17 protein-coding genes and 1 tRNA gene are annotated in these 16,891 nt (G+C 59.2%); 8 read left to right on the top strand and 10 right to left on the bottom strand.

Features of this window, described 5'->3' with window-relative positions:
• Positions 1 to 20 precede the first annotated feature (20 nt).
• A tRNA-Lys gene (locus tag TM5383_RS11585) sits at positions 21 to 96 on the top strand.
• Between the two features lie 95 nt (positions 97 to 191).
• Here TM5383_RS11585 and TM5383_RS11580 read toward each other — a convergent pair.
• The 5 genes from TM5383_RS11580 to TM5383_RS11560 all read right to left on the bottom strand — a co-directional run bounded on the left by TM5383_RS11580 (position 192) and on the right by TM5383_RS11560 (position 4,728).
• Positions 192 to 1,355, bottom strand: a complete 1,164-nt coding sequence (locus TM5383_RS11580) for a TIGR03862 family flavoprotein (RefSeq protein WP_058319201.1) — start codon at positions 1,353 to 1,355, stop codon at positions 192 to 194.
• Positions 1,352 to 2,674, bottom strand: coding sequence for a mechanosensitive ion channel family protein (locus TM5383_RS11575; RefSeq protein ID WP_058319200.1), 1,323 nt, complete (start codon positions 2,672 to 2,674; stop codon positions 1,352 to 1,354). The genes TM5383_RS11580 and TM5383_RS11575 overlap by 4 nt, the downstream gene beginning before the upstream one ends.
• 120 nt (positions 2,675 to 2,794) lie before the next feature.
• Positions 2,795 to 3,352, bottom strand: coding sequence for a hypothetical protein (locus tag TM5383_RS11570; protein ID WP_143570245.1), 558 nt, complete (start codon positions 3,350 to 3,352; stop codon positions 2,795 to 2,797).
• Positions 3,353 to 3,356: 4 nt separating this feature from the next.
• Positions 3,357 to 3,980 (bottom strand): enoyl-CoA hydratase/isomerase family protein, encoded by a 624-nt coding sequence (locus TM5383_RS11565; RefSeq protein WP_058319198.1) that lies wholly within the window; start codon positions 3,978 to 3,980, stop codon positions 3,357 to 3,359.
• A 1-nt stretch (position 3,981) separates the two neighbouring features.
• The gene (locus TM5383_RS11560; protein WP_058319197.1) at positions 3,982 to 4,728 is read right to left on the bottom strand and encodes an SDR family oxidoreductase; all 747 of its coding nucleotides are present in this window, start codon (positions 4,726 to 4,728) and stop codon (positions 3,982 to 3,984) included.
• 131 nt (positions 4,729 to 4,859) lie between these two features.
• Here TM5383_RS11560 and TM5383_RS11555 point away from each other — a divergent pair, with 131 nt between their 5' ends.
• From TM5383_RS11555 to lpxK, 6 genes are all read left to right on the top strand, one after another.
• On the top strand, positions 4,860 to 6,383 hold the full coding sequence (locus tag TM5383_RS11555; RefSeq protein WP_058319196.1) for a DUF2125 domain-containing protein: 1,524 nt from the start codon (positions 4,860 to 4,862) through the stop codon (positions 6,381 to 6,383).
• A gap of 251 nt (positions 6,384 to 6,634) precedes the next feature.
• On the top strand, positions 6,635 to 7,981 hold the full coding sequence (locus TM5383_RS11550) for a TldD/PmbA family protein (RefSeq protein WP_058319195.1): 1,347 nt from the start codon (positions 6,635 to 6,637) through the stop codon (positions 7,979 to 7,981).
• The gene (locus TM5383_RS11545) at positions 7,968 to 8,777 is read left to right on the top strand and encodes a 3'(2'),5'-bisphosphate nucleotidase CysQ (RefSeq protein WP_058319194.1); all 810 of its coding nucleotides are present in this window, start codon (positions 7,968 to 7,970) and stop codon (positions 8,775 to 8,777) included. Before TM5383_RS11550 ends, TM5383_RS11545 begins: the two co-directional genes overlap by 14 nt.
• Before the next feature lie 109 nt (positions 8,778 to 8,886).
• On the top strand, positions 8,887 to 9,141 hold the full coding sequence (locus TM5383_RS11540) for a DUF4170 domain-containing protein (protein WP_058319193.1): 255 nt from the start codon (positions 8,887 to 8,889) through the stop codon (positions 9,139 to 9,141).
• Complete coding sequence (locus TM5383_RS11535) at positions 9,101 to 10,369, top strand: 3-deoxy-D-manno-octulosonic acid transferase (protein WP_306345459.1); 1,269 nt, start codon at positions 9,101 to 9,103, stop codon at positions 10,367 to 10,369. The genes TM5383_RS11540 and TM5383_RS11535 overlap by 41 nt, the downstream gene beginning before the upstream one ends.
• Positions 10,369 to 11,376 (top strand): tetraacyldisaccharide 4'-kinase, encoded by a 1,008-nt coding sequence (gene lpxK, locus TM5383_RS11530; RefSeq protein WP_058319191.1) that lies wholly within the window; start codon positions 10,369 to 10,371, stop codon positions 11,374 to 11,376. Before TM5383_RS11535 ends, lpxK begins: the two co-directional genes overlap by 1 nt.
• Before the next feature lie 188 nt (positions 11,377 to 11,564).
• Here lpxK and TM5383_RS11525 read toward each other — a convergent pair whose 3' ends face one another.
• Together TM5383_RS11525 and ribA are read right to left on the bottom strand one after the other, a co-directional pair.
• Positions 11,565 to 12,059, bottom strand: a complete 495-nt coding sequence (locus tag TM5383_RS11525; protein ID WP_058319190.1) for a L,D-transpeptidase family protein — start codon at positions 12,057 to 12,059, stop codon at positions 11,565 to 11,567.
• Positions 12,056 to 13,147 (bottom strand): GTP cyclohydrolase II, encoded by a 1,092-nt coding sequence (gene ribA, locus TM5383_RS11520; RefSeq protein WP_058319189.1) that lies wholly within the window; start codon positions 13,145 to 13,147, stop codon positions 12,056 to 12,058. The genes TM5383_RS11525 and ribA overlap by 4 nt, the downstream gene beginning before the upstream one ends.
• Before the next feature lie 168 nt (positions 13,148 to 13,315).
• On the opposite strand from ribA, the gene TM5383_RS11515 reads away from it, so the two are divergent.
• Positions 13,316 to 14,002: a response regulator transcription factor gene (locus tag TM5383_RS11515; protein WP_058319188.1), complete on the top strand. Its 687-nt coding sequence runs from the start codon at positions 13,316 to 13,318 to the stop codon at positions 14,000 to 14,002.
• A 257-nt stretch (positions 14,003 to 14,259) separates the two neighbouring features.
• Here TM5383_RS11515 and TM5383_RS11510 read toward each other — a convergent pair whose 3' ends face one another.
• The 3 genes from TM5383_RS11510 to TM5383_RS11500 form a co-directional block, all read right to left on the bottom strand.
• On the bottom strand, positions 14,260 to 14,862 hold the full coding sequence (locus tag TM5383_RS11510; RefSeq protein ID WP_156415731.1) for a sugar transferase: 603 nt from the start codon (positions 14,860 to 14,862) through the stop codon (positions 14,260 to 14,262).
• A gap of 217 nt (positions 14,863 to 15,079) precedes the next feature.
• On the bottom strand, positions 15,080 to 15,286 hold the full coding sequence (locus TM5383_RS11505) for a hypothetical protein (RefSeq protein ID WP_058319187.1): 207 nt from the start codon (positions 15,284 to 15,286) through the stop codon (positions 15,080 to 15,082).
• Positions 15,287 to 15,696: 410 nt separating this feature from the next.
• Positions 15,697 to 16,803, bottom strand: coding sequence for a TauD/TfdA family dioxygenase (locus TM5383_RS11500; protein WP_058319186.1), 1,107 nt, complete (start codon positions 16,801 to 16,803; stop codon positions 15,697 to 15,699).
• Positions 16,804 to 16,891: the final 88 nt, after the last annotated feature.

Genomic DNA, 16,891 nt, shown 5'->3' with positions numbered 1-16,891 from the left:
AGCGCCCCACACGAGAGAGTGGGCCGTTAGCTCAGTTGGTAGAGCAACTGACTTTTAATCAGTGGGTCGAAGGTTCGAATCCTTCACGGCTCACCACTTCATCCCTAAAATCACTGATTATCATCGACTTAGCGTTAATGAACCGCTGCGCGACCTGCTCAGCCGCTTGCCGTGTTGATCACGTGATTCCCTTATTTCGTCAGATCTTTCACCGCCGCATCACCGGCCCAGCGCCCTGTGGCCAGACAGGCGGTCAGTAGGTATCCACCCGTAGGCGCCTCCCAGTCGAGCATTTCACCAGCCGCAAACACACCGGGCGCATCGCGCAACATCAAACCAGCATCCAGCGCCGCCAGTGACAGCCCGCCTGCGGTTGAAATCGCTTCATCCATCGGACGTGGCGGTCCCAATGGCACGGGCAGGTTTTTCAACAGCGGCGCCAGATCGGCAGACAGTGGACGCGCCACCTCCATCACTAGGGCCAGTTTCGCATCATCCAGACGCGCGCCTTTGCGCAGGCGATTCTTGGCGCTTTGCTTCTTGCTGACGGCATTTAGGCGATCACGCAGCTGATCCACGCTCAGATCTGGCACCAGATCAAGGGTCAGCGGCGCCCCCTCGCGCAGGGCGCGGGACACGGCGTAGATCCCGCCGCCCTCGATCCCGCGTTCAGACAGGACGCATTCCGCACGTACTGCCTTTTCACCGGCCTGCAGCACGATGTTTTTCAGCGGCTGACCAAAATGGGCGCGCATGTGATCGCTCCACGCGACCTCAAACCCCATGTTGGCGGGCTGAAATGGCACAGTATCCGGCACCATGTCGGCCCACGCCCCGTCCGATCCCAACCGCGCCCAACTGGCGCCACCACAGGCCAGTACAACGACATCCGCCGTCAAATCCTGCGCGCCCTCTGGGGTATCAAAGCGGAACGCACCCGACGGACGATCCCAACCGACCCAACGCCAGCGCGTACGCACCTCAACACCAAACCCCTCCAGCCGCGCCAACCACGCCCGCAACAGGGGGGATGCCTTCATGACGGTCGGAAACACCCGGCCAGAGGATCCGGTGAACATTTCCTGCCCCAGCCCCTCGGCCCAGGCGCGCACCTCATCAGGGCCAAACGCCTCTAGCATCGGGCGCAGCCACTCTGCCGCTTCGTCATACGCGCTGAGGAACCGTTCAAACGGCTCCTCCTTGGTCAGGTTCAGGCCGGATTTCCCCGCCATCAGAAATTTGCGCGCCAGCGACGGCTTCGCATCGACCACCAGCACGGCATGCCCCGCCGCTGCCAGCCGATCCGCCGCCATCAATCCGGCAGGCCCGCCCCCGATAATCAGGGCGCGGCTCATGTCAGGGAACCACCTTTGATTTCCACCACGCGATGCGGATAGGGGATTTCGATCCCTGCATCTTTCAGCGCGTTCCATACGGCAAACAGCACCTGCGGCGTGTATTTGTTACGCCCGTCGTCGATGCCGTTGACCCAGAACTCCACCGCGAAATCAATGCCGCTGTCACCAAAGCCACGCAGTTCGCAATCCGGCCCATCAGGATCATCAAGGACAAAATCCAGCTTGCCCACCGCTGCCTCGATAATCGCCGGCACCTTGTTGATGTCAGTGTCATAGCTGACGGAAAACGGCGCCTCATACCGATTGGCGCTGCCTTGATCGGAATAGTTCACGACGCGGGTGGTGATGAAATCTTCGTTCGGGACAACGATCCAGCGCCCATCATAGGTTTCCAGAATCGCCGCACGCGCGGTCATTTTCACGATGGTGCCTGCCTCACCCCCATCCAGTTCGACGTAATCCCCTACGGTTGCTTGCCCTTCCAGCAGCAGGATCACACCAGAGATGAAGTTCGACGCGATCTTCTGCAGGCCAAAACCCAGACCCACACCAATGGCACCGGTTAGCACCGCCAAAGAGGTCAGCGGGATTCCCATAATATTGAGGAAGATCAGGAAGGCGACGCCGAAAATCCCGATTTCCGCCGCCTTTACCGCCAATTGACGGGTGGCAGGGCGCATCGCCTCTTGTTTCTGGATCAGGGTGGCGGATTGATCGTTCGACCAGCGCCCCAGCCAGAAGATGATGCCGCCTACGACGATAAACCGCAGTAGATCCAGCAGTGAAAATGACAGGTTGCCCAAAGGCACCACTGCGCCATCCAGCCATGCTGTGGCGAAATCCATCAGGCCAAGGACGTAGACACCGGCAATCGGCAACAGCACGTAGCGCCCGATCAGGCCAAACAGCGGGTCCTTGATGATGTCGCGCACCATAGCGCGTACCGCGATGAATAAGAAAATGCGCTTACCAAAGGCAATCACCGCCCCACTGTCAAACAGCGAGCGAACGACGCTTTCACCAATCCCCGTAAACACATAGGCCAATAGCGGCAGCAACAGCGGCAGGAACTGACCGACGAACAGGCGCCCGCGATCCAGATAACTCGCCGCACTTTCGGGAGTCAGCCACTTCTTCAGGAAGGGTTGCAGGCGCTGATTGGCGAACCGCGCAGCAAACCACGCGACCAGCAACAGCCCGAATTGCGACCATGCGGCGGGCGACAATAGCCAGCCCTGCGCCAGCTCCCAGACCTGCATCACCAGCCCATAGGCCTGCTGCACGATCTGCGGCTGCTGAGAAATATCAAAATTCATTGGCCAATCGCCCCCGACGCCGTTTGAAATACACCACCCTCATGCCGCGCCAGTCCCACAAGGACAAGCGGGAAGAACACGCCCCCCTTCCCCGCAAACGCAGTTTGAGGCTAGACAGCGTTAAAACCGGCAGTGTTTCAGCCGCGCCAGAACAGAGGCGGCGGTTTCCTGTTCCCGTGCGCGGTCAAGGATCTGCATCACCCGCATACGCAAATCGGCATGGTGCACCGCCAGTTGATCCGCGCCCGCGTAGGCCCAGGCGCGCAGCATCGCCCTTTTGGCAGGCAGCGCACCAAACACCAGCCCCTGCACCGCGGGACGCAGATCGTCCGAAACGTCCAGCATCGGCAGGATCTGCAACATGTGTAGCTGTGTCGGCCAGCGGGCCGATTGCGTGGCGGCGACCAAGGCGGGGGCGATATATGGCAGATCCTTCGCCTTCACCCCGTTTTCCAGCGCATGTTTCAGCAGCCATGTGGCGCCATCGGACAACTCATCCTCGGCCACGAAGTCAATCAGCAGAGGCAGATAATCACGATCCGCTTCTGCCAATTGATCATGCACCTCAGCAATCATCGCTTTGGATTTGCCGTCCCATGCGGCAATCGCCTCGGCCAGCGCGTCTTCAAACGGCCAGCCTTCGTCTTGCCAATCACGCCAGTCGTCTTGATCATTCAATCGATCATCCACGAACTGCTTTACCCTCGCACATCTGTTTGATGCCGCGGGCGATCTCGGGATCGGCGTTCAGTGTGTCCTCGGCAATGGCGCGCGCCTCCGCCACCACATCACCGTCAACGATCCGGTCGATCAGGCCAAAGCGCAGCGCCTCATCGGCCATGATCTTCTGCCCGCCCATCAGAATCAACTTGGTCCGTGCGGGACCAATCAGCGCCGCCATACGTGCCGGATCGGAGGGCTGCGGCAGATACCCCAGCTTCATCACCGGATAGAAAAACTTGGCCCCCGGCACTGCAATGCGCAGATCACAGGCCAATGCCATACCATTGGCGCCCCCCGCCAGCGTGCCATTAAGCGCGGCAATGGTCAGCCCCGGCAGCGCCGCGATGGCACCGGACAGACGTTCCCACAGGGGCGAGGTCGCCAGACCTGCCTTCGCCGCCTCGAGGTCGGCACCGGCGGAAAAGACCTTGCCCGCGCCAGTCAGGATCAGCACCTGCACATCACCGGCACCTTCGGCAATTTCACACAGGCGTTCCAGCATTTCGGCGGTTAGGGAATTGGCCTTTTCAGGGCGGTTGATGGTAACAATCCGACACCCACCCTGATCAATTACTTCGATCATTTTAAACTAGTCCTACCGCTTTGCGTACATCTTCATCACGCAGGCTGACCTCGGTTCCGGTCAGGTCATCACCGGCAGGACCACACATCCACATCAAACACTGTGCAGGCCAATCGGCAGGAATGTGATCTTCCCACGACAGCTGCGCCACGGGGTTGATACCGCTTGCCTTGATCTCGCGCTGCATCTGGGTGGCCACAGTGCCGGGCGACAGCCCCATGATGCGCACACCCTTGCCGCGATATTCCAGATCAGCGCATTCGGTCAGCATCGCAGCGCCCGCTTTGGACGAACAATAGGCGCTCCACCCCTCCAACCCGCGATGGGCCGCGCCGGAGGAAATAGTGATGATCGTGCCACCACCCGCCGCCACCATCTGCGGCAAGGCCGCATGCATGCCGTTGAAAACGCCCTTAAGGTTCACATCAATTACCGCCCCCCAGCCTTCGGGACTGACATCACCCAGCGCGCCAATCGGTTCGATCACACCAGCATTGTTGATCAGAATGTCGAGGGAACCAAACCGTTCCACCGTCTGCGCCACAGCCCCCTGCATATCGGCGTAAGAGGCCACATCGCCCGTCAGCGCCAGCGCCCCAATCTCTTCGGCGATCTGGGCAATGCGTTCACCACTGCGTGCCAGCATCACCACATTGGCACCCGCAGCAGCAAATAGGCGAGAAGCCGCCTCACCAATCCCGCGCGACGCGCCGGTGATCATTACGGTCTTGTTATTGAAATCAGGCATCTTTACCTCCGTTCTTGACCCTAAGTGGTAAACGGATCCGGTGCTGCGGTCTACAGTCCTGCGCCTTGACCCGCCCCGCTTTAAGGCAGAAGCTATCGGAAAAATCATTTTCCAAACGGAAGGCAAATTTTATGAAACATACCCTCGCACGGTCCTCGACCGCCCTTGCCGCGCTACTGATCGGCGCCCCCGCTGTCTTTGCGGACGTGACCCCCAAAGACGTCTGGGCCAACTGGACACAGCAGATGCAGGCCAATGACATGACGGTCTCGGCCACTGAGACGATGCAAGGGAACGATCTGAAAATTTCAGACCTGAAGATGACGATTGCTGTGCCTGAGATTGACGGCAATGAGGACGGCAGCGTTGAAATCACCATGCCCGACCTGAACCTGATCGATAACGGGAATGGCACCGTTGATTTGATCATGCCCACCACGTTCCCGATGACCATTTCAATCGATGATGGTGAGGATAGCGGGGATATCCAGGTCAACTACAGCTCTGTTGGCCTGAAGACCACCGCTTCGGGTGAACCTGATGCGATCAACTACGACACATCTGCCGCATCGATCGAAGTGTCGCTGGACAAGCTGATGGATGAAACGGGCGACATCGACGTGGGCACCGTCAAAGCGACCCTGATCAACGTCAAAGGCAAAACGCTCAGCATGGGTACCATGTTGCTGAAATCCGAACAGTCGATGACCGCCGAGCAGATGCTGATCACGGTCGATGCCAAGGCACCCGAAGGGTCGACCGACGACTATGTAAAAGTGAACGGCACCCTGCGCGACGTGACCATCGGCGGCACATCTGCGATCCCCAAAGACATCAATTACGACGACATGTCCGCAGCGATGAAAAACGGTTTCGCGGCCGAAGGATCGATCAGCTACGGCGGTGGCGACATGGACTATGATATGTTCATCGACGGCGACAAACTCGCTGGCACCCAAAGCTACGGCATGGGCAACTTTGGCCTGACCTTTAATGCCGAAACGTTCCGCCTCTTTGCAAACGGCAGCGACAGCAAGGCAACCGTTCAGGTGCCTGACCTGCCTTTCCCCATCTCTTATGAAATGGGGAAAACCGCGCTGGACCTGATGGTCCCGCTGGGGATGAGCGACGAAGAGCAGGATTTCAAACTGGCCATGACGCTGGGCGATTTCACCATGGCGGATATGCTGTGGGGCCTGTTTGATCCGGCCGGTCAGCTGCCGCGCGATCCCGCGACCATCAGCTTTGACATCACCGGCAAAGCCAAGGTTCTGACGGATATCTTCAACGAAGACACCCTTGCCGAAGCCGAAATGCCCGGCGAGCTAAATTCTGTTGCGCTGAACAACCTGACTGTACGCGCGGTTGGCGCAGAACTGACCGGCGCCGGCGCATTTACCTTCGACAACACCGACCTGACCAGCTTTGACGGCATGCCGCGCCCCGAAGGTGCAATCGACCTGTCGTTGACCGGCGCGAACAAGTTGCTGGACACCATCGTTTCGATGGGCTTCGTCAGCCAAGAGGACGTGATGGGCGCCCGCATGATGATGGGCATGTTCGCCGTTCCCGGCGAAGGTGAGGACAGCCTGAAATCCAAGCTGGAAATCAACAGCGAAGGCCACGTTCTGGCCAACGGCATGCGCCTGCAATAAGGCACTATGCGCAGAAATAGAGACTGAATTGGCCGGGGTTCATGCCCCGGCCTTTTTCGTATCTGCGCACCATACTGGCGGCGCCCCCTGTGGCTTTGAGCGGGGCTGAGTATTTTTAGAACATTGAAAAGGGAAGCCTTTGGGGTGCACAGGCACGCAAAATTGGGACGCAAAACTTGCGCAACGGCGGGCGGCGGTCTACCTCATGGGGGATAAGAGATCCAAAGCGACAAAAGAACAAGAGGCAGCCGATGACCCAATCCCTGAAAGAGCTGAGCCATGCCCTGCTGAAAGCGGCCAAAGACGCAGGCGCCGATGCAGCAGATGCGATGGCAGTGGCGGGCACATCGATCAATATCGACGTGCGCGGCGGGGTGCTGGAACAGGCGGAACGCTCGGAAGGGACAGACATCGGGTTGCGGGTCTTTGTTGGGCAGCGGCAGGCCAATGTATCGGCCTCTGACACGCGCCCCGACACGCTGGCTGCGATGGCAGAACGCGCGGTTGCGATGGCGCGTGAGGCGCCAGAGGATCCTTATGTGGGTTTGGCTGATCCCGATCAGCTGGCCCGTGATTGGGACGTGGATGCGCTGGAACTCTATGACCCCACCCCGGAGCCTAACCCGGCAGCACTGGAAGAGGATGCGCGCCGCGCCGAAGCAGCCGCGCAGGCGGTTGAGGGTGTGACGCAGGTACAGTCCAGTTCCGCCGCCTATGGCGCGCGCGAGGTGTATCTGGCCGCCAGCAATGGTTTTGGCGGTGGCTACATGCGCAGCGACCGCGCCACCAGCTGTGTCGCCATTGCCGGCACCGGCACGGGGATGGAGCGGGACCACGACGGCGACATGCGCATTTTCCAATCCGATCTGCGCAGCCCCGAAGAGATCGGCGAAACCGCCGCCCGCCGTTGCGTTGAACGCATCGGCGCGCGCAAGCCGCAAACCGGCACCTATCCGGTGGTGTTTGATGAACGGATTTCCTCGTCGCTGATCGGCCATCTGCTGGCCGCCGCAAACGGCAGCGCGATTGCGCGGGGGTCTTCGTGGCTCCTGGGCAAGGAAGGCACGCAGGTGCTGCCCAAGGGCATCGACCTGCTAGAGGATCCGCATCGTCCGCGCACCTCTGGTTCGCGCCCCTTTGATGCCGAAGGGCTGGCAACAAATAAACGCAAGATCGTCGATGACGGCGTGTTGACCGGCTGGACGCTGGATTTGGCCACCGCGCGCAAACTGGGCCTGCAGTCGACGGGCAACGCGGTGCGTGGCACATCGGCCCCGCCGGTGCCCAGCCCGTGGAACATCGCCCTGACCCAAGGCAACGCCAGCCGTGAGGATCTGCTGCAACAGATGGGCACTGGTCTGTTGGTCACCTCGATGATCGGATCGACGATCAACCCCAACACCGGCGACTATTCACGCGGCGCCAGCGGGTTCTGGGTGGAAAACGGTGAAATCCAATATCCCGTCAACGAATGCACCATCGCGGGCAATCTGCTGGACATGTTGGCACGGATCATTCCCGCCAACGACGCGCGCGCGCACCTCAGCCGCGTGGTGCCATCGCTGCTGGTGGAGGGGATGACCCTTGCCGGCAAGTGACCTAGATCTTCTGATCCACGCCGCCCGTCTGGCCGGTGAAACCGCGCTGACCTTTCACGGACCCGATGCCAAATCCTGGGACAAGCCTGGCGAACAGGGACCGGTGACCGAGGCGGATCTGGCCGTCAACGCGGTGCTGGAACGTGAATTGCGCAGCGCGCGATCCGACTATGGCTGGCTATCCGAGGAAAGCGATGACAGCGCAGCGCGCCTGACGCAGGAGCGTGTGTTCATCATCGACCCCATTGATGGCACCCGCAGCTTCATAGAAGGATCCAAAAGCTGGGCGCACTCCATCGCCATTGCCGAAGGCGGCCAAGTCACCGCTGCCGTGGTCTACCTACCCGCCAAAAACAGGCTCTATGCCGCCGCAAAGGGTCAAGGCGCGACACTGAACAATGATCCGGTTCGGGTGAGCGGGCAATCCGGCCTGACCGGTGCCTCCGTCGTGGCGGCGAAACCAAACTACGCACCGGAAAAGTGGGTGGATGGCGATGTGCCGGATGTGAAACGGGTCTATCGCCCGTCGCTGGCCTACCGCCTCAGCCTTGTGGCGCAGGGGCGGTTTGATGCGATGCTGACCTTGCGCGACAGTTGGGAATGGGACATCGCCGCCGGCGCACTGATCCTGACAGAGGCAGGCGCAACCGTGACCGACATGCACGGGCAGGCGCTGCAGTTCAACAACCCGCACCCGCAGGTCAAAGGCGTGGTTGCCGCCAGTCCTGAGCTGCACACAAACCTGACCGCACGACTGGTCAGCGCGCAATCACGGCCCGAAAACGAGGCATCTTGATTTAGCGACGGCACACCTTTGCCACCGGACCTGCCTGATAGCTGCCGCTCCCTTGCGGTGCATCAGCTCTGCGCCTAAGTTGCCACCAACTAACGGAGGAGCAACCCGAATGAGTGATAAAACAGCCCAGCGCCTGCACCTTGTCTTTGGGGGTGAACTGGTGGACCCGTCCAAGAACGTGTTCAAGGACGTAGATGACATTCACATCGTCGGTATGTTCCCCAACTATCAGTCCGCCTACGACGCCTGGAAAGCCGAGGCACAGAAAACCGTAGATAACGCCCATATGCGTTACTATATCGCCCACATTCATCGCCTGCGCGATGAAGAACGTGAAATTTCCGCCACCGAAGAACTGGGCTAAGAACCGGGCAATGCCGCGATCCCTAAGTCTTGCTGCCTATATGGCTCTTGCACGGCGCGGCAGCCGCAAGCCGGCCCAATATGACCTCCCCCGCCCAGAGGGAGAGCTGATCTGGGCGCACGCGACCAGCTTGCAAAAAGCTGCCGCTCTTATGCAGCTGTTTGCACTGCTTGCAACACAGCGGCCGGGATTGAACCTTTTGTTGACCACAGCCCCGGGCGTGGCGCAGCCAGATCACATCAAATCAAACATGATCTGGCAGGTGATCCCAGAAGACGCCATTGCCGACATGACCGAGTTTTTTGACCACTGGCGACCCGACATTGGCCTGTGGACTGGCGGTGATCTGCGACCAGCGGCGATCGAACTGGCCGCGCGACGCGATATCCCACTCCTCTTACTAGATGCCGAAGCGGAGGCACTGGAAGACGCGCGTTTCCGGTGGCTACCCGACATCAGCCGATCCGTTTTGCAGCGCTTTGGCCGTGTTGTCGCGGTGGATCAGGCGGCGGCACAGCGATTAGGCCGCATTGGTCTGTCACGTGCCAATATCGATGTCCTGGGCGCGATGCAGGAAGGCGGCCGCGCCCTGCCCTGCGACGAAACCAAACGCGAAGCGTTGGCGCAGAAATTGGGCAACCGCCCTGTTTGGCTGGCCGCGATGGCGCAGCTGGATGAACTGGGCATGATCAGTCAGGCCCACAAGGCCGCGCTGCGTCTATCCCACCGACAGCTGCTGATCCTTGTTCCCGACAATCCGGACGAGGGGGCCGAAATGGTGCGCAAACTGAACAAATGGGGCTGGCGCACAGCGGTCTGGTCCAAAGGGCAACAGCCCGAAGAGGAAACACAGGTCCTTTTGGCCGACACATATGGCGAAATGGGGCTGTGGTATCGTTTGGCACCAGTGACATTCATGGGCAGCTCACTCATCCCAGGTTTCGGCGGACGTGATCCCTATGAACCTGCCGCTTTGGGATCCGCCATTCTATATGGCCCAAATGTCGGCAGATACCTTAGTGCCTACAGCCGTTTTGTGGCCGCAGGGGCCGCGCGGATTGTCAAAGATGCGGACAGTCTGGCCAGCGCACTGGCTGTGCTGTCGTCTGCCGATCAGGCTGCAGCGATGGCACATGCGGGTTGGGATGTCAGCTCTGTCGGGGCAGAGGTCACCGATGCGGTTATCGAAATGCTGCACGACGCACTCGACCTTGGGGAGATACGCTAATGCAGCCACCACGTTTCTGGGACAACGCCCCTGAGGCCGCAGGCATTCGGGCGCATTTTCTAGCGCCTCTAGGTGCATTGTATGCCCATCTGACCGCGCGACGGGTAGCCAAGGGTGGCGCCTACCAAGCCAAGGTGCCGGTGATCTGCGTTGGCAACATCAATGCTGGCGGCACCGGCAAAACACCGACCACCATCGCGTTGCTGATGCAGCTGATGGGCATGGCGGTGAAACCCATTGTGGTATCACGCGGCTATGGCGGCAGTGCGAAAGGTCCGATCCTTGTCGACCCCATGCGCCATACGGCGGCAGAGGTGGGGGATGAACCGCTGTTGATGGCGGCCTTTGCCCCTGTGGTGGTCGCCAAATCCCGCGCCGAGGGTGCCAAACTGGCCGAGGCAGAAGGCGCCGACCTGATCGTGATGGACGACGGGTTCCAGAACCCCGACCTGCACAAAGATCTGTCGCTGATTGTGGTGGACGCCCACAAGGGCTTCGGCAACGCCCGCTGCCTGCCTGCGGGGCCTTTGCGTGAACCGGTGGACGTGGGACTGGCCCGCGCCGATCTGGTGCTGTCCATTGGCGGGGCAGCGGCGCAGGCCGATTTTGACGCCCGCTGGGGTAATGTGATCCGCGCGCATAACCTGCCGCATTTGACTGGCGCGCTGGAACCGTTGCAAATGGGCATTGATTTTGCTGGCATGCCAGTTCTGGCCTTCGCTGGGATCGGCCATCCAGAGAAATTCTTTCGCACCCTACGCGAGCTTGGTGCGGATCTGGTGCGCGCCGAGGGTCTGGATGATCACCAAACCCTGACGCCCGCGCTGCTGACGCGGCTGGAGAAAGAGGCAGCGCTGCGAGGTCTTCAGATGGTCACGACGGAAAAGGACGCCGTGCGCTTGCCAGAAAGTTTCCGCATGAAGGTGCTGACCGTACCCGTGCGTTTGCAGATTGCAGAACAGGATCAGTTGCAGACGGCCCTTGATGGGGTTCTGGGGAGAGGTTGAGCGATAAGGGCCGCGCCTGACCCTGGGTGGGCGCATCGCTACTTCAATGGACAGAAGAACGCTCACAAATGACAACCACGTCTTTATCGTGCAAGAAATCTCCAATACGCCCTCCCGGGGGGAGGGTCGGGCGCGGCCCGGGCTGACGCCCGTACTAAGGCGAAAAACGAAACGACACGCGCTTCAACTCATCCCACAATCACCCGTGTCCCGAAGACAACCCGCCGCGACAACGCCAGCAGGTGATCGCGGCGAAAGGCGATACAGCCCTCTGTCGGATAATGCGGTCTGCGCCACTGATGCAGGAAAATCGCCGATCCCTTCCCCGCCGTCGCATAGGGGTAATTCCAGTCGGTGATCCACACCACATCATACAGGGGATCTGCCCGACGCAGGCGTTCGTGACTGAACCCGTAGGGCGCGCGCACTTTCAGGTTATAATTCTCATCGCCGCAGTCATCCGACCACAGATCGTTTGGCCCAATCGGCTCCGCCCAGCCATTTGGCGCCGCGATGCGATCCGCCCGATACAGCATCCCGACAATCCGGTGCGCACCCACAGGCGTCGCGCCATCGCCTTCACGCTTGTCGGCGCGCAGACCACCCTTACCAATGGAACACGGATAATAACGCCCCTGAAACCGCACCCCGCGCGGGGTCAGCACCAGATCCTGCGGCGTCACAGCATATGTCCTGACTTCTGCGCCTTGGTGGCCAGATAATCGGTGTTGAAACGGTTTTCGCCCACCTTCAGCGGCACGCGATCCACCACCTCGATCCCGTTCTTTTCCATCATCGCAATCTTGCGTGGGTTATTGGTCAACAGCCGAACCTTGGAAAAGCCCATCGAGCGCAGCATCTTTGCCCCCAGTTTGAAATCGCGCTCATCATCCTCAAAACCCAGCCGATGGTTGGCCTCCACCGTGTCGAACCCCTGGTCCTGCAAGGAATAGGCTCGCATCTTGTTGGCCAGACCAATGCCGCGCCCCTCTTGGTTGAGGTAGAGGAGGACACCGGCCCCCGCATCCCCCATCTGCGCCAGCGCGCCGCGCAGCTGCGGGCCGCAGTCACATTTCAGGCTGCCGAGAACGTCACCAGTGAAACAGGCCGAATGCAGCCGCGCCAGAACCGGCTCATCCCGCGCAGGCGCACCGACCTCAAAGGCGTAATGCTCTTCGCCGCCATCCTCGGGACGGTAGATGTGCAGGCGTCCGGCCTCGCTGGCCTCTACCGGCAGGCGGGCGGCGACCACGGGATGCGGCTGCGGCGACGCCAACAGGATAGGCCCCGCCAGATCGGCCGGCACCGCGGTCAACAGGTTCGCAGCGGCAAAACCCGCCGGATTGGCCTGATCCAGCAACACGGCCGCAGGCAGCAAACGCGCCGATTTCGCCAGCGCAATCGCCACACGGTTCAGATCCGCCGCACCATCACGTTCGGTACGCAGCGGGCCCTTCATCGGGTTGGACAGATCATCAGCGGGATCGGCAATCGACTGAACCCAGGCACAGGTCGCATCATCGGGGATCATCACACGGGCCAGATCACCGTCATAGGCACGTGCCTTCAACGTTTCAGCCCGTCGCGCGGTGATCGTTAGAATCGGCTGCCCGCCCAGCGCCCGCAAATCCGCCAACCGCTGCGGTTCCAGCGTTTCTGCCGCCATCATAATGGCGCCTTTGCCCCCAGACATCAGGACAACAGGCACCCCCATTCGCAGGTCTGCACGGGCACGGGCGATGATTTCTGTTACATTCGGGGCAAATGACATGGGCGATCTTCCCTTTCTTGAGGGCCTGATTTAGCCGTTTTTGCAACAGATTGAAACAATAACGGCGACGAAAACACGTCCGCGTGAGACAGTTGCAGCAAATCTTGTCCTGAGGCGCCGGGCAGCGCATGTCTAATAGCAAGACAATAGAGGCGAACGGAGGACCTCATGGCACAGTTGAAGAAAATCCTGCTGATCGATGACGATGAGGACCTGCGCGAAGCCCTCAGCGAACAGCTGATCATGACCGAGGATTTCGACGTCTTTGAAGGCGGCAATGGTGTCGAAGCCATGGCCAAGGTCAAAGAGGGCCTCTACGACCTGATCATTCTGGACGTGGGCCTGCCCGACACCGACGGTCGCGAATTGTGCAAACTGATGCGCAAACAGGGCGTGAAAAGCCCGATCCTGATGCTGACCGGCCACGATTCGGACGCCGACACCATTCTGGGTCTGGACGCAGGCGCCAACGATTACGTCACCAAACCGTTCCGTTTCCCGGTGCTGCTGGCCCGCATCCGTGCGCAGTTGCGCCAGCATGAGCAGAGCGAAGATGCCGTGTTCCAGCTGGGCCCGTATTCCTTCCGCCCTTCGATGAAGCTGTTGGTGACCGAAGACGATCGCAAGATCCGCCTGACCGAGAAAGAAACCAACATCCTCAAGTACCTCTACCGTTCTGCGGATGGTGTGGTGCCGCGCGATGTGCTGCTGCATGAGGTCTGGGGTTATAACGCAGGAGTCACAACCCATACTTTGGAGACACATATCTATCGTTTGCGTCAAAAGATAGAACCAGACCCTACGAATGCGCGTCTTCTCATCGCCGAGTCCGGCGGATATAAATTAGTAGCCTAAGTTTTATCCGGCGTATCGAATACCCAGTTTCAATGGCACTCTCCTCCCTCCATGACTGCCATTGACACGGTTGCCGCCGCACAGCCGGCTTATGCTGTGCAACCTCCCTGTTGGACTAGCCCGGGCACTGCCCGGGTTCTTTTTTGAGATAGGTTCCTTTTTGAAACAGGGACCATGTCGATACACCACCAAAGAAAAACCCGGCCAAACGGGCCGGGCAGCTAGTATATAGGTCTGCAGTTCGCTTCAGGAACAGGTCAGTGGCCAGATCCACCGGCAACCACAGCCACGGTCGCGAACAACAGCTTCAGATCCGTTGCCAAAGATTGCTCTCGGGCATAGCCGCTGTCAAACCCCGCACGATCAGCAAAGCTGCTTTCGTTCCGCACGGACACCTGCCAAGGTCCCGTGATACCAGGGCGCAGGTCATAATAGTCGCGACCGGGATACAGGTCCTGCTGACCATCCATCATCGGACGCGGCCCAACCAATGACATATCCCCCACCAACACGTTCAGCAGTTGCGGCAACTCATCCAAAGACGTTTTGCGCAGGATACGCCCCACCGGTGTAATGCGAGGATCTTTGCGCAGTTTTTGATAATGCTGCCATTCAGCGGCGGCTTCGGCATTTTCTTCCAGATAGCGTTTCAATTGCACGTCTGCATCCTGCACCATCGTGCGGAATTTCCACATCTGGTACAGCTTGCCATTCCGACCGACACGCGCCTGTTTGTAAAACGGGCTGCCGCCATCCATCATGATCATCAGCGCCATTGGAATGCAGACCAACAACACCGCAGGCGCGGCCAGCAGGATCAGAAACACATCAAGCGCCCGTTTTCCAAAGCGAGCATACATCCCATGTTGAGGCTGCGCAGATTTCTTTGGCACGGCGCCACCCGACTGCTCAGCATCAGAACCAACCAACTGGCGCCCTGAAACGCGGCGCGGAGCCAAATCAATTTGTTTTTCTTTAATATCAATAAAGGACATTTGATCATCCGAAGCACGACAGGCGCGCAGTAACTGGCCGTTCGCGAAATTCAGCGGCAGGCGATAAAAAACAACGAGAAATTTAGAAGCGGCTGACGTTGCGTGCCGTGGTCCATTGCCAGAACGCCATAAAAGCGCCAACCAAAGGCCAGATAATACAGGAACATGCACCGATCAGAGCGAAAACAGGGGTCACATGACCGCTTTGCTTTTGCTCTTTATAAGTCATCGCCAGAGCGAAGATGGTCGTCACAACGTAGGCTGATAGTGCAATATGAAGCAAATCCATTGCATTCTCCTAAAATCAACTTGTGCGAGCTTGAACGCGAAAACAAAAAACAAAAAATATACTAAAGTTTCACTCAACACGGTCGTAAGGTAACATTGTGGTCTATTTCAAGCAATGAATTCGCTGCATCGCAGCGTGGTTCGTGGCAGGTATGCCACCAAATTAATCAAACGATAAAATTTGCCTCTTGAATTCAGGGCATTAAGGCGTCGCTGGTATCGCCTCGGCCCCTCTGCTTCATAAAAAATAATAAAAAACTTTCATATTTCTTCGCGCATCGGTTCCCGCGAGTTCTGAAGGTTTTGTTAACCTTTTAGGGCGAAAAGTACGTCTTGCTAGGGAATCGCCAATTGGAAATGCCATAGAATGTGGGGCGCCAGCGGCACCAGCGCCCCGAGAAAATCGAACGGTTAACGCGCAAGGACGCGCAAACGGCTCTCAAACTCCCCCCGATCGACATAACACCCGCGCAAATGACGCGCGCCGGTATTGGGATCAAAGGCTTCGCGGCCATGCAGCACGCGGCGGTTGTCAAAGATCACCATTTCCCCCGCTTGCAACTTAAAGGTGACAAGGTATGCCGGAGCACGACTCATCAACATGAACTTGCGGTAAGCGCGGTAGTAGGCGGGCATCTTCTCCGGTGCGATGTCCAGAATGCCTGCGATATGCGCGTTAAAGCAGATCTCTTTCAGGCTGCCATCTTCATCCAGTGTGATGACCTTCTTGCGCGAGCGGATGTCATATTCCCCATCATGGAACCGGAACGGCACAGAAATGGTCGACAACAGTTCAAACGCCTCTGGATCCTCAGCGCGCAGGTCTTCGGCCACGGCGAAACCATCACTGAACAGCGATCCGCCCCCCGTCGCCTCATTCGCCAGACAATGCAGGAACTGGAAACCGGGCGGCAGTTCCTGATTGGTGAGGTCGGTGTGCAGCGGCAACGCGATCGGGGTGTAGGCCAGATTGTTGGGGTTCGGTTTTGATTTCACCTCAAACGTCACGCCAAAATTGGTTTCCCGCAGGAAACCGATCCGTTTGGCAACGTCCATCCCCGCCTCACGATCATCTGGCAGCCCTTCGATCAGGGACAGCCCGCTGGCTTGCGTCGCCACCAGCCAATCCTTCAGCGCTGCATCAGAGGACAGGACATCTGCCGCCTTCAGCCGTGGCACCGCATCGGCCACCATATCCGCACGCCATGTACGGATGCCTGTTTTTGCGGGATCTGCCAGCGCATGACCTGGGCGATGCGCCGCCAGCCAATCCAGCTGGTAGCGCACTGCCGCGCCATCATCGAATGTCAGCGCCAGCGCGTCACCGTCAACCGCAGCGTCGGTCACCGCAGTATCCAGTGAAATGGTCGTCAGGTCAGTCAGCCGTTCCTGCGTATCGGGGTGAAACCCGGTGGGGTCATTGTCGCGCAACCAAAGGAAAGGAAAGGTGCCCTTTGCACCATCGTCAAAGGTTACGTTAACTGCAGCCGTATCGGCGCAGAGGTGTGCCTGCGTCATGGGAAAACTCCATCCATGTCAAAATGTAGGTAAGGGTGTAAAACGCCTATTTAGGCGGCAAACGCCCCGGGCGGCGGCCACCAGTCAT

The organism is Thalassovita mediterranea, assembly GCF_001458435.1.
GTDB classification, from domain to species: domain Bacteria; phylum Pseudomonadota; class Alphaproteobacteria; order Rhodobacterales; family Rhodobacteraceae; genus Thalassobius; species Thalassobius mediterraneus.
The sequence above is the reverse complement of the archived record's forward strand: the minus strand, read 5'-3'. Positions and strand labels throughout refer to the sequence as shown.